Below are 14,360 nucleotides of genomic sequence, written 5' to 3'. Positions count from 1 at the left end.
CGGCTTGCTCATGACACCTCCTTGTAGGGCCTAGTGTGAGGCTCACGAGGTATCTAGGAAAGTGAGGGCGATTCATCCCAAAGTCCAGGTCTCAACAGGATTTCTTTAACCGGATCAGCAAGGACACTGCCGCAAACCACCGGGCATTCAACGGTGGGTGAGCCGGCGAGGGGCCAAGGTTGGCCGCAAGGCGTGGCGGCCAACCTGCTGCCGTGTGCGGCGTTATACAGGCAGCGCGGTGCCCAGCTTGTCGGCCACCAGCACCAGCATGGCCAGCACAAACAACACCGTGGTCAGGCGCAGGGCGCGGGTTTTGCGTTCGCGGATGGCGGCCAGGCTGTTCAGCACGCGGTAGATTTCTTCGCCCCAGTCCAGCGCCAGGCTGTCGCGGGCGGCCTGGGCCGGGTCGATGCCGGGCTGCACGTAGTAGTAGCCGCCGGGGCCCAGCGGCTGCGGGCTGGTACGGCTGGGGCGGATGCGCGGCTTGATCACCAGCAGTGCGGCCAGAAAGGTGGCGCCGGCCAGCACCACAAACAGCTGCCGGCTGCTGGCGTAGGCAAACAGTACGTCGGCCTTGGTGAGCACCAGGCCCGCCACGCCGGCGATGATCTGCGCCTTGGTATCCAGGTTTTTGATGGTGGTTTGCGTGTCGCTCACCGCGTGCAGCAAACAGGCGATCTGGTGCTTTTTATCGTATTCCATGGCAAGGGCGGGCAAGAGACGGGCGCCGGCCTGCGGCGCAACGGGCGGCAACGTGGCCGCAGCAAGCGGCCAGCTTGCCATCGGCATGTTGCAACGGGGTGACGGCGAGATGACGGAGGCAGGGTTGGCCGCAACGCGCCCTCACCCCCGGCCCCTCTCCCACAGGGCGAGGGGTGACAAACACCGGCGTGCTGCTGGCGGCAGCGTTGGCCGGAATGCACCCTCACCCCGGCCCCTCTGCCACAGGGCGAGGGGTGGCAAACGCCGGCGTGCTGCTGGCGGCAGCGTTGGCCGCAGCGCACCCTCACCTCCGGCCCCTCTGCCACAAGGCAATGGGTGTAACTACCCCCGCCCCCACCATGCTTGCAATAAAAAGCGCTGCACCGCTGGCGGGCTGGCTATGCTGGAAAGTAGGCAGCCCGCTGCCGTGGCCTGCGCGCCGCGGCAACGCCGGCGCTGCCTTTACTGTCTGATGCCGTGTTCGTTGATAAGGGGCAACGTCATGGAAAATTCGGAAGCCAAAATCAAGCCGCTGTTGCAGGTGTCGGGGGTGCGGGTGCTGCAGGGCGCCGTGCTGCTGTTGCTGGTGGGCGGGGTGGCCACCTGGTGGCTGCTGGACGAGCTGGAACACTCGCGGCTGCAGGCGCGCTACTTTGCCGGCGTGGCGCGCGACGCTACCTACAGGGTGCAGCCGAGGCCCAGCCAGGCCATTCGCTACCCGCAGCCGGGCGGGCCGTACGATGTGCGGCTGGGCTACGCGCAGCTGCCGCAGTATGTGCAGCGGCTGCAGCAGCGCGGCTACCAGGTGCACAGCCAGGCGGTGCAGTCGCAGCCGATGCTGGCGCTGGCCGAGCACGGCATTACCGCGCCGCTGCTGCCGCTGGGGCTGTTTGTACCCTACGCCGAAAAAGACCAGGCCGGGCTGACGCTGGCCGACAGCCGCGGCCAACCTTTGTACCAGTCGCGCTTTCCGCAGCGGGTGTATGCCGACTTTGCCGCGCTGCCGCCGTTGCTGGTAGACAGCCTGCTGTATATCGAAAACCGCACCCTGCTACAGCAGGAAAGCCCCACCCGCAACCCCACGGTGGAATGGAGCCGGCTGGGCAAAGCCGTGTTCGATAAAGCCACCCATGTATTCAGCCCCGGCTACCGCCCGGCCGGCGCCAGCACGCTGGCCACGCAGATCGAAAAATACCGCCACTCGCCCGGCGGCCGCACCGCGTCCGAGCAGGAAAAACTGCGCCAGATGCTGTCGGCCTCGGTGCGCGCCTACCGCTTTGGCGAAGACACCCTCACCGCCCGCCGCCAGCTGGTGCTGCGCTACCTCAACACGGTGCCGTTGGCCGCACGGCCGGGCATAGGCGAAATCGCCGGCATCGGCGACGGCATGTGGGCGTGGTACGGCCGCAGCTTTGGCGAGGTAAACCGGGCGCTGGCGGCGCAGTCGCCGGTGCCGCTGGCAGAGCGCGCCGCGGTGTTCAAAGAAGCGCTTAGCCTGATGATTGCGCAGCGCAGCCCGTCGTATTACCTGAACGAAGACATCGCCGTGCTGCAGGCGCTGACCGACAGCTACCTGCGGCTGATGGCGCGCGACGGGCTGATTTCGCCGCCGCTGTTGCAGGCCGCGCTGGCCGTTTCGCTGCAGCAGGAACGCGCCCGCGGCAACCGCCCGCCGCCGGCCAGCGCCCAGGTAAAAGGCAGCAACGCGGTGCGCATCAAGCTGGCCAGCCTGCTGGGCGTGCCGCGCATGTACGAGCTGGACCAACTGGACCTGAGCGCCCACAGCACGCTGGACGCCACGCTGCAGCGCCAGGTTACCGCCGTGCTGCAGGGCCTGCGCCAGCCGGACGCCGCCCGCGCCGCCGGGCTGATGGACGAACGCCTGCTGCAGCAAGGCGCGCCGCAGGGCGTGACCTACAGCTTTACCCTGCTGGAGCGCACCCCCGGCGGCAACAAGGTGCGGGTGCAGGCCGACAACTTCGACCAGCCGCTGGACATCAACGAAGGCGTCAAGCTGGACCTGGGCTCCACCGCCAAGCTACGCACGCTGGTCACCTACCTGGCGGTGATCAGCGACCTGCACCGCCACTACGCCGCGCAAGACAAGGCCGCGCTGGGCAAAGCACTACAGCAAGACAACCTGCCGCTGCTAACACGCTGGGCCATTACCTACCTGCGCCAGCAAGACGACCGCAGCCTCAAAGCCATGCTGCAAGCCGCCATGGCGCGGCAGTATTCCGCCAGCCCGGCCGAGCAGTTCTTTACCGGCGGCGGCCTGCACACCTTCAACAACTTCGACAAGCAGGATAACGGCAAGGTGATGTCGGTTACCGAGGCCACGCAGCGCTCGGTCAACCTGGTGTACGTGCGGCTGATGCGCGACGTGGTGCGCTACTACATGGCGCCGGTAGATGGCGACGCGCTGCCCGCCGACGACCTGGCCTACCTGCGCCGCTTTGCCGACCGCGAAGGGCGCACCTTCCTGGCCCGCTTCTATAACCAGTACCGCCACAAAACGCTGGCCGAGGTAGACCAGCTGCTGGGCCAGCGCGCCGCCGGCCGCGCCAAACGGCTGGCCATCATCCACCGCAGCATCCTGCCGCAAGCCAGCCAGGCGGAATACCTGGCGTTTATCGCCCAGCACGCCGGCAACGCCGCCAGCACCGACGAAAAAACCCTGCTGCGCCTGTACACCGACTACGCCCCCGGTAAGCTTAGCCTGGCCGACCGCGCCTACCTGGCCGGCGTGCACCCGCTGGAGCTGTGGCTGGTGGCCTACTGGCACGCCCACCCCGGCGCCGGCTGGGCCGAACTGGTAAAAGCCAGCACCGACGTGCGGCAAGAGGTGTACGGCTGGCTGTTCAAAAGCCACGCCAAAGGCGGCCAGGCCTCGCGCATCCGCCAGATGAAAGAGGTAGACGCCTTTGCCCGCGTACACCAGCAATGGCGGCAGATGGGCTACCCGTTCGACACGCTGGTGCCGTCCTACGCCACCGCGCTGGGCGCCAGCGCCGACCGCCCGGCCGCGCTGGCCGAGCTGATGGGCATCCTGTCGGCAGACGGCCGCCACCTGCCCACCGTCTACCTGGACCAGCTGCAGTTTGCCGCCGGCACCCCGTACGAAACCACGCTGCAACAGCGGCCGGCAGCGGGCAAACAGGTGCTGCCGCCCGAGGTGGCGCAAGTGGTGCGCGACACGCTGCAGCAAGTGGTAGAGCAAGGCACCGCCCGCCGCGTCAACGGCGCCTTCGACCTGGCCGACGGCAGCCACATCGTCATCGGCGGCAAAACCGGCACCGGCGACCACCGCTTCAAAACCTTCGCCAAAGGCGGCACGCAAACCGGCGAACGCGTGGTCAGCCGCGCCGGCGCCTTTGCCTTCTACCTGGGCGACCGCTACTTCGGCACCATGGTGGCCTACGTGGCCGGCGAGCAAGCCGGCAGCTACAAGTTCACCAGCGCGCTGCCGGTGCAGATCCTGAAAACCATCGCCCCCACGCTGCAGCAACACCTCACCTTCACCCCGGCGCCGGGCGACAGCGCAATGCGGCCAACCTCGCGCTAGCACCTGCGCTTGCTTGCGCTAGCAGTGGCCGCTGCGCACCCTCACCCCCGGCCCCTCTCCCATAGGGCGAGGGGAGAAACACCCCCGCACGGCACCTTGCCACCTTGGCCACAGCACGGGCGTACTGACACAAGCTCCACCAGCACAACGCAGCATTCCCCTCTCCCTAGGGGAGAGGGGCGCCACACCCGCGCACGGCGCCTTGCCACCTTGGCCACAGCACAGGGCCTGCTGGCTCAAGCTCGACCAGCTCAACGCAGCGCTATTCCCCTCTCCCTCAGGGGGAGGGGCCAGGGGTGAGGGTTGCTGATCAAGATAGCTTGCGGCCAACCTTGGCCGGCCTGGCACCGCGCCATGCCACCTTGGCCGTAGCACGCCAACCACCAGCCCAAGCGCCGCCACCGCAGCAACGCAGCATTCCCCTCTCCCTCGGGGAGAGGGGCCAGGGGTGAGGGACGCCGTTCAAGCCGGCTGGCGGCCAACCCCGCCAGCCACTACGCCGCCAGCTTGCCAGCGGCCAGCAACAGCAGGCTGCCGGCGCTCGCCTCAGCCAGCCGGCGCTTGCCATCGCTAATACCACCGCGTTGCGCCAGCCGCGCCGCGCTGTGGCCGATCAGGCCGTACACCACCGCACAGCTGCCGATGAAGATGGACGACAACAGCAGCGCCTGCAGCGCCACCGCTTCGCCCGGCTGGATGAAGTTGGGCAGGATGGACAGATAGATCAGCAAGCCCTTGGGGTTGAGCAGGCTGGTGACGAAGCCACGCACAAACAGCCGCTGCGTGGCCGCCCCTTGCAACGCCAGCGCGCCCGGTTGCATGGCCGAGCGGAACATCTGCACCGCCAGATACAGCAGGTACGCCAAGCCGGCCCAGCGGATGGCATGAAACAGCGGCGGCCAGGCGGTAATCAGCGCGGCAATGCCGAACGCCGCCAGCAAGGCGTGCACGCAATAACCGCTGAGGATGCCGGCGTTGGCACGCCACACCGCCCCGCGCCCGCCCGTTAGCCCCTGCGACGCCACAAACAGGATGTCGGGGCCGGGGGTACACACCAGCGGAAAGACGGTCAGGCCGAACAGCAACAGGGTTTGGGCAGTCATGGCGGGCTCCTTTCGCAGCAAAAAAGCTGCTGCCACCCGCGCCGCAGCCGGGGGAAACGGCGGTGCAACACGGGGGCAGCAGGTAGCCAAAGTGTAAGCAAATGCCGTTCGAATGAGCTTGCAAACTGCGCGCCATTTGCCGCCATAATGCAACGTTGTTTCACAAAACTGCGAGGTGTTGAAATTGGATGCGATCAAGCTGGATAACCTTGACCGGCGCATCCTGCAGGCGCTGCAACGCGACGGCCGCCTGCAGAACGTGGAGCTGGCGCGGGAGGTGGGGCTGTCGCCGTCCAGCTGCCTGCGCCGCGTGCGCCTGCTGGAAGAAGCCGGGGTGATCAGCCGCTACGTGGCGGTGCTGGACGGCAGCAAGGTGGGCGCCGGGCTGACGCTGTTCGCCCGCGTGTGGCTGAAGGCGCAAGATGCCGACACCACCAACCACTTCATCCAGGCGGTGCGCGACATGCCGCAGGTGGTGGAATGCCACGTGATGGCCGGCGAATGCGACATGCTGCTGCGCATTGTCACCACCGACCTGGCGTCGTACCGCCACTTCCACGCCCACGAGCTGACGCGCATTGCCAGCGTGCAAAGCGTGAAAACCGAAGTGCCGATGGAAACCGCCAAACTCACCCACGCACTGCCGTTGTAAGGTTGGCTGCAGGTATCGGCAGTGGTGGCGTCTGGCCGCCAGCGGATGCGGCACGGCGCATGAACAGCAGCGGTCTATACAAGGCAAGGTTGGCCGCAGCGCACCCTCACCCCCAGCCCCTCTCCCGCAGGGCGAGGGGGGCACACCAGCAGGCCGCGCCTTGCGACGTTGGCCGCAGCACCAGGGGTACTGACACAAGCTCGACCGACACACCGACACCGCACCAACGCAGCCTTCCTCTCCGGGGTGAGGGAGTCTCACCCCCCCCTGCGTCTTGCAACGTTGGCCGCAGCACCGGGCGTGCGGGCACAAGCTCGACCGGCACACCGACACCGCACCAACGCAGCCTTCGCCTCTGGGGTGAGGGAGCCACACCAGCCCCCGCGCCTTGCGACGTTGGCCGCATCAAGAATGCACGCTGACACAAGCCCGACCGGCACGCCGCCACCGCACCGGCGCAGCCTTCCCCTCTCCCTCGGGGAGAGGGGCCAGGGGTGAGGGTTACCTTGCCGTTACACCCGGCTTGCGGCCCACCTTTTCCGGCCCGGCTTGGCTAACGCCCACTGCGCAGCTTCTGCCAGATGCGGGTATAGCCGCTGATGGTTTTGGCGTCTTGCGTCAGCGATACGTAGCTGCCTTGCAGGTCGGCCGCTTGCGGGAAGATGGTGCGGTTGTTGACCAGCACCGGTTTCATGTACGGGCGCGCGGCCAGTACTGCGGTGGCGTAGGCCACGTGGTTGGCGTTGGCGGCGGCGGTTTTCGGCTCCAGCATGGCGTTGATGTAGGCGTGGGCGTTGTCGACGTTGGCCGCGTCACGCGGAATGGCCCACATGTCCACCCACAGGTCCACGCCGGGCGGGATCAACGCCTGGATCTTCACCCCGTTGCGCGCTTCTTCGGCGCGCTGGCGCGCCAGGTTGAAGTCGCCGTTGTAGCCCATGGCCACGCACAGGTCACCGCTGGCCATCTGGTTGTAGTAGCCGGACGAGGAAAACACCTTGTAGTACGGGCGCACCGCTTTGAGCTTGTCGGCCACGGCCTGGTAGTCGGCCAGCTTGTTGCTGTTGGGGTCGAAGCCGAAGTAATGCAGCGCGCCGGGGAAGAACTCGCTGGGCGAGTCCAGCACGCTGATGCCGCAGCCTTGCAGCCTGGCGGCGTACTCGGGCTTGAAGATCAGGTCCCACGGGTTGGCCGGCAGCTTGCCGCCCAGCGCCTTGTTCACCTTGTCCACGTTGATGCCCACCGTATTGAAGCCCCAGTAATTGGGCACGCCGTAGCGCTGGCCGGGGTCGAACTGCTCGACGATCTTCAGGATGGCCGGGTCCAGGTACTTGAGGTTGGGCAGCTTGGCTTTGTCCAGCGGGTGGAACAGCCCGCCACGGATGCCCAGCGCCAGCGTGTTGTGCGAGGGCACCACCACGTCGTAGCCGCTTTTGCCGGTCATCAGCTTGGCGCGCAGGATCTCGTTGCTGTCGAACACGTCGTAGCGCACCTTGATGCCGGTGGCGCGGCTGAAGTTGGCGTTGGTGTTGTCGGCTACGTAGTCGGTCCAGTTGTAGACGTTCACCACGCCGGCGGCGTGGCTAGCCAGGCTGGCAGCCGCCAGCGCGATGGCCAACAGCGGGCGGTAGATCGATGCAGTCATGCGGGGCTCCTCAAGCAGGTTCACTGAAACGGTCGCGCCAGGCGTAAGCGCTGTAAGCAAGACGCAGACCCAGCCTCTGCCACGCCTGCCACGGCGGCAGCCGCGGTGCCAGGCCGTGCATGGCACAGGCGGCTTCGCTGGCGCTGGGTGGCTGGCCGGCCATGGCCCGCGCCAGCGCCCGCCCTAGCCACGGCATGGTGCTGACGCCGCTGCCAAAGCAGCCGGCGGCGTACCACACGCCGGGCAGGCCAGGCAGCGGGCCGTATTGCGGCAGCAGGCGGCGGTTGACGGCGATCAGCCCGCGCCAGAAGTAATCGATATCCACCCCGGCCCAGGCCGGAAAGCGTGCGGCCAACTGTGCCTGCAAGGCGGCGCGCTGGCGCTGGCCGCTGGCGTCGTCGCCGCACAGGTCGCCACGGGCGCCAAACAGCAGGCGGCCGTCGGGCAGCCTGCGCCAGTAGCTCAGCAGGTGGCGGGTGTCGAACATCGGGGTGGCAGTGTGGTAGGCGTAGGCGCCCCACTCTGCGTCGCTCAGCGGGCGGGTAACGATGATGTTGGAGATCACCGGCAGCGTGCGGTGGCGCAGCACCGGCGGCAGCCAGGCCGGCAGGTAGCCGTTGGTGGCCAGCAGCAGCTGGCGCGCGTGCACCACGCTGTCTGCCGCCTGCAGCGTGTGGCCACCGCCATGCGGCTGCCAGGCGTGTACGGCTTGCTGCGGCAGCAAGATGGCACCGTGGCGCTGCGCGGCCTGCGCCAGGCCACTGGCCAGTGCCAGCGGGTTCAGGCCACCGCCGTGCAGGATGTGCAGCGCGCCGTACTGCGCGTCCCCCGCGTGGCCGCAGCCGGCAAACTCGGCCCGCGTCAGCAGCCGGCTGGCTACCGGCGTGTGCCGCTGCCAGGCGTGGTGTTCGTCCTGCAGGCCCACCCACGCAGCCGGGCTGTGCGCCACCACGTAGCTGCCTTCGCCGCAGGCCTGGGTGGCGATGCTTTCTGCCGCCGCCAGGCTGGCCACCAGCTGCAGCGCTTCCTGCTGCGCGGCCATGAAGCCGGCGGCGCCGGCTTCGCCCAGCGCCCGTTGCAGGCCGATGTAGTCGTGCTTGGTAGCGGGCAGCGTGTTGAAGCCGGCGTTGCGGCCGGAGGCGCCCCAACCGATGTCGCCGGCCTCCAGCACCGCCACGCGGGCGCCGTGGTCGCGCGCCAGGTGCAGCGCCGCCGACAGCCCGCAATAGCCGCCGCCCACGATCGCGACATCCACCGTGTGCTCGCCGCTGCCGGGTGCCAGGGTTGGCCGCGGCGTGGTGGCGTGCCAGTAGCTGGGCGGGGTGTGCTGCGGGCGGTACTGGTCGGCGTGGTAGAAAGGCTGGTACATGGCGGCTCCACAAGTATGGCCACAGTGTGGCGACGGCAGTGCGCTACCGGCAAGACACGCTTTTTGCTACCTTGTGTTAATTAATTTAACAGCTGGAGCCACCATGGCCCGCCGCCTGCCCCCGCTTAACAGTGTTCGCGCCTTTGAGGCCGCCGCCCGGCTGGGCAGCTTTGTCGCTGCCGCGCGCGAGCTCAACGTCACGCAGCCGGCCATCGGCCGCCATGTGCGGCAGCTGGAAGACTGGCTGGGGGTGGCGCTGTTCCAGCGCAACGCACGTGGCGTGGTCACTACCGCCGCCGGCACGCAGTATCTGGCCACCGCCAGCCGCCTGCTGGACGAGTTGGCCGCCGCCAGCCAGCAGCTGCAAGGCGGGGGGCTGTTGCGGCTGATGGTGGTGCCAGGGCTGGCGCGGCGCTGGCTGGCGCCGTTGCTGGATGGCTTGCTGGCCGAGCGCCCCGGCCTGCGGCTGGCCATCGAGCCGCACGCCACCTTCAGCCGGCTGCGCCCCGGCGACGCCGACCTGGGCCTGGTGGCCGACGACATCGCCCATCTGCCCGGCTACTACCACACGCTGGCGCTGCCGCCGGTGTTTGCCGTGTGCACGCCGGCCTATCTGGCCAGCCACCCGGCCCCGCGGCAAGTGAGCGACCTGCTGCAACACACGCTGATCCACGAAGACGATGGCGACTGGTGGCAGCTATGGTTGGCCGCACACGGGGTGCACGTACGGCTCCAGCCGCAAACGGTGTATTTCAGCGCCGACCAGACGCTGGATGCGTGCCTGGCGCACAAGGGCATCGCACTGGCCAACCCCTTGCTGGTGGCCGGCGAACTGGCCAGCGGCACGCTGGTACAAGCGTTGCCGCAGGCGGTGGCGCTGCAGGGCTACCACTTCATCCTGCCGGACGACGGCAGCGTGGCGCCCGACGTGCCGTGGCTGGTGGATGCGCTATGCCGGCGGGCGGCGGGCTGAATCGCGTGGCGGCAGGTAGCGCTGCGCCAGCGTGTGGTACAGCGGCGGGCTGAGGCTGCGCGACACCAGGCTGGCCAGAAAGGCACTGGCTATCAGGCTCACCACCAGTGCGTGGCCATCGATCATCTCCATCACGATCACGAACGCCGTCATCGGCGCCTGCGTTACCGCCGCCAGAAACGCCGCCATCGATAGCGCAATCCAGGTGCTGCTGCTGACTTGCCCCAGCCCCAGGTTGGCCAGGTCTTGCCCCAGGCCGGCGCCAACGGCCAGGCTGGGCGCAAAAATGCCGCCCGGAATGCCGGAAAAGTACGACAGCAGCGTCGCCAGCATTTTTTGCAGCGCATAGAACGGCGCCAGCGGCTGCGTGCCCTCCAGCGCCAGGCGCGTGGCCTGGTAGCCGCTGCCGTGCGCGGCGCCGTCGGACACATAGCCCAGCACCGCCACCAGCAGGCCGCACGCCCCGGCAAACCACACCGGGTGGCGGCTACGCAACCAGCCAGGCCAACCCGGCCACGGCCGCATGCCGGCCAGCATGGCGCGCGAGAACAAGCCGCCTGCCAGGCCGCCAATGACGCCGCTCATCAGGATGGGTACCGCCAGCCGGCTATCGGCCAGCGGAATGCTGATGCGGCCAAAGTAGGTGTAGTTGCCCTGCAGCGCCACCGCGATCACGCCGGCCAGGATGATGGCAGCCAGCAGCACGCCGTTGGTACGCGCCTCGAACTTGCGTCCCAGCTCTTCGATGGCGAACACGATGCCGGCCAGCGGCGTATTGAAGGCCGCGGCAATGCCGGCGGCACCACCGGCCAGAATGAGGTCGTAAGGCCGCACCGGAAAGCGGGCCGGCAGCCACGCGCGCATGGCGTGCATCACGCTGGCGCCCACCTGGATGGACGGCCCTTCGCGGCCGCTGGAAAAACCCGCGCCCAGGCCCAGCACCCCCAGCAGCACCTTGCCGATGGCAATGCGCAGCGACACCAGCCGGCCGGTGTGGCCCGCGTCCTGATGCTGGTGCAAGGCGGCCATCACTTGCGGAATGCCGCTGCCCTCGGCACCGGCAACGTAGCGCCGTGTCAGCCACACAATCAGCATGCCGCCGGCCGGCGTCAGCAGCAGCGGCAACCACGGCCGCGCCTTCCGTGCGGCCTCGAACAGCGCAATGGCGTGCTCCACCAGCATGGCAAACGCCACAATCAGCAGCGAGGCCAGCGTGGCCCCACCCCAGATTACCGCGCGGCCCTGCCAGGTGCGCCAATGCACCAGTAACCACAGGCGTTGCAGGCGGCGCAGCACGTCTTGCATGGTGTGTTCTCCACAAAAGGAAACGGGCACGGCATAAATGCCGCGCCCGACTGACGTATCCGTATCAACACTGCACTTTCATACAGTGCTGCTACCTTAGCACCATTTAATTTTGCAGCAAACTATTTTTTGCAGCGTGCCGCCAGGCTGTGGCCAGGCGGCCACGCCGCGCCGGTTCAGTCCTCCAGCAAACCGGCCAGATTGTGCTTCTTCAGCAGCGCCGCGTATTCGCCGCTCTGCTTCACCTGGTCGATGGCCTGGTCGAAGCGGGCCTTCAGCGCACTGTCCTGCTTGCGCAGCGCCACTGCTACGCCTTCACCCAGCACCTTGTCCTTGCGGCCGTCAAACAGCGGGCCGATAAAGCCAAACGCCTTGCCGTTAGGCGTATCCAGGAAGCCCTTCTGCAGCTGCACGGTGTTGCCGAAGGTGAAATCGGCGCGGCCGGCGGTCAGCTCCAGCATCGGGTCTTGCGCGTTGACGTAGCGTTTTACCGTGGCCTGCTTGTACTGCTGGGTGACAAAGCGGTCTTGCGGGGTGCCGGTTTGCACCGCAATCACCTTGCCGGCCAGGTCCGGCGTCAGCGCCACGCCTTTGCGCGCCACGAAGCGGTTCTGCATCAGGTAGTACACCTTGCTGAACGCCACCACCTTGCGGCGCTCGTCGGTGATGTTCATCGACGACATGATGGCATCGTACTTCTTGGCCTGCAGGCCGGGGATCAGCCCGTCCCACGGCTGGTTCACCACCTCACACGGGGTTTGCATCGCCTTGCACACGGCGTAGGCGAAATCCACCTCGAAGCCGGCTACCTTGCCGGCGGTATCAACGTATTCGAACGGCGGGTAGGTGGCGTCGGTGGCAATGCGCAGCGGTTCAGCCGCCTGTACCAGCAGGGGCGACAACAGCAGGGCAGCAAGGGCAAGTGGGCGGTTCATGGTTTCTCCTGGGTAGCAATGAAGGAAGGGCTGGTGAAGCGACGGTGCTGCAAGGCCGGCAGGCGCGTGCGCCAGGTCTGTTGCCTGTGGGTATCGAGTGTGGCCACCGCCATGCCCTCGCCCGCGGCGTGGCAGGCCAGAACCTGGCCCCAGGGGTCGATGATCATGCTGTGGCCGAAGGTGCGTTTGCCGCCGGGGTGCACCCCGCCCTGGCCGGGGGCGATGACGAAGGCCAGGTTTTCGACGGCGCGGGCGCGCAGCAGCAGTTCCCAGTGTGCTTGCCCGGTGGTGTGGGTAAAGGCGGCCGGTACGCTGATCAGCACCGGCGCCGGCGCCTGGCGGTACAGCTCGGGAAAGCGCAGGTCGTAGCATACCGACAGCCGCAGGCTGCCCCACGGCGTGTCGGCGCTGGTGATGGCGTCGCCGGGCTGCATGGTGTCGGCCTCGGCGTAGCGCTCATTGCCGTCGTCAAAGCCGAACAGGTGCAGTTTGTCGTAGCGCGCCACGCACTGGCCCTGCGGGCCGTACAGCAGGCTGCTGTTATGAAAGCGCTGCGGCTGGCTGCCCTGCAACGGCAGGGTGCCGGCCAGCAGCCACACGCCGTGGCGGGCGGCCAGCGCCGCCATGCGCTGCTGCAGCGGGCCGTGGCCGAACGGCTCGGCCAGCGCCAGCCGGGCGCTGTCGTGCTCCGGCATCAGGTAAAAGTATTCCGGCAGCGCCACCAGCTGCGCGCCGGTGGCGGCGGCTTCGGCCACCCAGGCTTCGGCGCGGGCCAGGTTGGCCGCCAGGTCGTCGCCAGACACCAGCTGGATGGCGGCGGCGGTAAAGGTATGGCTCATCGCACGCTCCTTACAGCCGGCACAGGCGCTCGGCGCCGGCCAGCAGGGTGGTGTCGTCTTTGGCGAACGACAGGCGGATCAGGCGCTGGTCGGTGCCGTCGCCATAGAAAGCCGACACCGGAATGGTGGCCACGCCGTGTTCGGTAATCAGGCGCTGCACCAGCTGGCTGTCGGGCTCGTCCGACAGGTGGCCGTAGCCCGCCAGCAGGAAGAAGCTGCCGTGGCTGGGCAACAGCTGCAGGCGGCTGCCGGCCAGTGCCGACACCAGCAGATCGCGCTTGCGCTGGTAGAAGGCAGCCAGGCCCAGGTAGTGCCCGGGCTCGGCCATCAGCCGCGCCAGCGCGTGCTGCATCGGCGTGTCGGCGGCAAACATGGCGAACTGGTGCACCTTGCGGATCTCGTCCATCAGCGCCGCCGGCGCCAGGCAGTAGCCGACGCGCCAGCCGGTGACGTGGAAGGTCTTGCCGAACGAGGTCACCACCACGGCGCGCTCGGCCAGCGCCGGGTAGCGGCTCATGCTGTGGTGCAGCTGGCCGTCGAACACCACGTGCTCGTACACCTCGTCCGACAGGATGACGATGTCGGTGCCGGCGGTCAGCGCCTGCAGGCGGGCGGCGTCGGCGGCGCCCAGCACGGTGCCGGTGGGGTTGTGCGGCGTGTTCAGCACCATCATGCGGGTACGCGGCGTGATGCGCGCGGCCACCTCGTCCCACGGGATGGCAAAGTCGGGCGCGGCCAGCTTCACCACCACGGCGCGCGCGCCTTGTAGCTCGATCATCGGGATGTAGCTGTCGAACGCCGGCTCGAACACGATCACCTCGTCGCCCGGGTGCACCAGCGCCGTTATCGCCGAAAACAGCGCCTCGCTGGCGCTGGCCATCACCGTCACCTCGCTGTCCGGGTGGTAATGCTGGCCGTACAGGGTGGCCACCTTGGCGGCGATGGCCTCGCGCAGCGCCGGCAGGCCGCTCATCGGCGCGTACTGATTGTGCCCGGCCTGCATCGCCTCGTGCGCATAGCGCACCAGCGTGTCGCTGCAGGCAAAGTTGGGCGCACCCTGCGACAGGTTGATGGCCTGGTGTTGCGCGGCCAACTGGCCGATGACGGTGAAGATGGTGGTGCCCACGTGGGGCAGCTTGGACTGCGGGGTGAACGGGGTGTGCATGGCGCGACTCAAGTGTGTGATGTTGTGCCGCCATTCAACCGCAGGCCGCACTATGCGACAAACGATTTGTAGGCATATCATGGCCGAGAATTTCTCAGCCATGGAGC

11 protein-coding genes are annotated in these 14,360 nt (G+C 67.8%); 3 read left to right on the top strand and 8 right to left on the bottom strand.

What is annotated here, in order from left to right; all coding sequences use genetic code 11:
• Nucleotides 1-222: 222 nt before the first annotated feature.
• On the bottom strand, nucleotides 223-702 hold the full coding sequence (locus tag FLQ03_RS01305) for a Pycsar system effector family protein (RefSeq protein WP_144373891.1): 480 nt from the start codon (nucleotides 700-702) through the stop codon (nucleotides 223-225).
• 502 nt (nucleotides 703-1,204) lie between these two features.
• Between FLQ03_RS01305 and FLQ03_RS01300 the strand changes: the two genes are divergently transcribed.
• Entirely contained in the window at nucleotides 1,205-4,267 is a 3,063-nt protein-coding gene (locus FLQ03_RS01300; RefSeq protein WP_144373890.1) for a transglycosylase domain-containing protein, read from the top strand.
• A gap of 494 nt (nucleotides 4,268-4,761) precedes the next feature.
• On the opposite strand, the gene FLQ03_RS01295 is transcribed toward FLQ03_RS01300, so the two are convergent.
• On the bottom strand, nucleotides 4,762-5,370 hold the full coding sequence (locus FLQ03_RS01295; RefSeq protein ID WP_144373889.1) for a LysE family translocator: 609 nt from the start codon (nucleotides 5,368-5,370) through the stop codon (nucleotides 4,762-4,764).
• 184 nt (nucleotides 5,371-5,554) lie between these two features.
• On the opposite strand from FLQ03_RS01295, the gene FLQ03_RS01290 reads away from it, so the two are divergent.
• Nucleotides 5,555-6,022 (top strand): Lrp/AsnC family transcriptional regulator, encoded by a 468-nt coding sequence (locus FLQ03_RS01290; protein ID WP_206210818.1) that lies wholly within the window; start codon nucleotides 5,555-5,557, stop codon nucleotides 6,020-6,022.
• Nucleotides 6,023-6,575: 553 nt separating this feature from the next.
• Here the strand turns inward: FLQ03_RS01290 and FLQ03_RS01285 are convergent.
• Entirely contained in the window at nucleotides 6,576-7,667 is a 1,092-nt protein-coding gene (locus tag FLQ03_RS01285; protein WP_144373888.1) for an extracellular solute-binding protein, read from the bottom strand.
• A gap of 10 nt (nucleotides 7,668-7,677) precedes the next feature.
• A complete protein-coding gene (locus FLQ03_RS01280; RefSeq protein WP_144373887.1) occupies nucleotides 7,678-9,036 on the bottom strand; it encodes an NAD(P)/FAD-dependent oxidoreductase in 1,359 nt (452 codons plus the stop codon).
• A 103-nt stretch (nucleotides 9,037-9,139) separates the two neighbouring features.
• On the opposite strand from FLQ03_RS01280, the gene FLQ03_RS01275 reads away from it, so the two are divergent.
• A complete protein-coding gene (locus FLQ03_RS01275) occupies nucleotides 9,140-10,009 on the top strand; it encodes a LysR substrate-binding domain-containing protein (RefSeq protein ID WP_144373886.1) in 870 nt (289 codons plus the stop codon).
• Here the strand turns inward: FLQ03_RS01275 and FLQ03_RS01270 are convergent.
• The 4 genes from FLQ03_RS01270 to FLQ03_RS01255 form a co-directional block, all read right to left on the bottom strand.
• Nucleotides 9,986-11,314 carry a chloride channel protein gene (locus tag FLQ03_RS01270; protein WP_144373885.1) on the bottom strand — a complete coding sequence of 443 codons (1,329 nt, stop codon included), beginning with the start codon at nucleotides 11,312-11,314 and terminating at the stop codon, nucleotides 9,986-9,988. The two genes, FLQ03_RS01275 and FLQ03_RS01270, sit on opposite strands and share 24 nt — an antisense overlap.
• A gap of 176 nt (nucleotides 11,315-11,490) precedes the next feature.
• Nucleotides 11,491-12,249 carry a transporter substrate-binding domain-containing protein gene (locus FLQ03_RS01265; RefSeq protein ID WP_144373884.1) on the bottom strand — a complete coding sequence of 253 codons (759 nt, stop codon included), beginning with the start codon at nucleotides 12,247-12,249 and terminating at the stop codon, nucleotides 11,491-11,493.
• Nucleotides 12,246-13,088: a carbon-nitrogen hydrolase family protein gene (locus FLQ03_RS01260; protein WP_144373883.1), complete on the bottom strand. Its 843-nt coding sequence runs from the start codon at nucleotides 13,086-13,088 to the stop codon at nucleotides 12,246-12,248. Before FLQ03_RS01260 ends, FLQ03_RS01265 begins: the two co-directional genes overlap by 4 nt.
• A 10-nt stretch (nucleotides 13,089-13,098) precedes the next feature.
• Nucleotides 13,099-14,253 (bottom strand): methionine aminotransferase, encoded by a 1,155-nt coding sequence (locus FLQ03_RS01255; protein ID WP_144373882.1) that lies wholly within the window; start codon nucleotides 14,251-14,253, stop codon nucleotides 13,099-13,101.
• Nucleotides 14,254-14,360 lie beyond the last annotated feature (107 nt).

This window comes from Vogesella urethralis (genome assembly GCF_007644045.2).
Taxonomy (GTDB): Bacteria; Pseudomonadota; Gammaproteobacteria; order Burkholderiales; family Chromobacteriaceae; genus Vogesella; species Vogesella urethralis.
This window is presented reverse-complemented; position numbering and strand designations above follow the sequence as displayed.

Bases quoted from the DNA above. Each gene is read 5' to 3' on its own strand.
- FLQ03_RS01305 (WP_144373891.1), bottom strand. From the start codon at position 702: ATGGAATACGATAAAAAGCACCAGATCGCCTGTTTGCTGCACGCGGTG.
- FLQ03_RS01300 (WP_144373890.1), top strand. From the start codon at position 1,205: ATGGAAAATTCGGAAGCCAAAATCAAGCCGCTGTTGCAGGTGTCGGGG.
- FLQ03_RS01295 (WP_144373889.1), bottom strand. From the start codon at position 5,370: ATGACTGCCCAAACCCTGTTGCTGTTCGGCCTGACCGTCTTTCCGCTG.
- FLQ03_RS01285 (WP_144373888.1), bottom strand. From the start codon at position 7,667: ATGACTGCATCGATCTACCGCCCGCTGTTGGCCATCGCGCTGGCGGCT.
- FLQ03_RS01280 (WP_144373887.1), bottom strand. From the start codon at position 9,036: ATGTACCAGCCTTTCTACCACGCCGACCAGTACCGCCCGCAGCACACC.
- FLQ03_RS01275 (WP_144373886.1), top strand. From the start codon at position 9,140: ATGGCCCGCCGCCTGCCCCCGCTTAACAGTGTTCGCGCCTTTGAGGCC.
- FLQ03_RS01270 (WP_144373885.1), bottom strand. From the start codon at position 11,314: ATGCAAGACGTGCTGCGCCGCCTGCAACGCCTGTGGTTACTGGTGCAT.
- FLQ03_RS01265 (WP_144373884.1), bottom strand. From the start codon at position 12,249: ATGAACCGCCCACTTGCCCTTGCTGCCCTGCTGTTGTCGCCCCTGCTG.
- FLQ03_RS01260 (WP_144373883.1), bottom strand. From the start codon at position 13,088: ATGAGCCATACCTTTACCGCCGCCGCCATCCAGCTGGTGTCTGGCGAC.
- FLQ03_RS01255 (WP_144373882.1), bottom strand. From the start codon at position 14,253: ATGCACACCCCGTTCACCCCGCAGTCCAAGCTGCCCCACGTGGGCACC.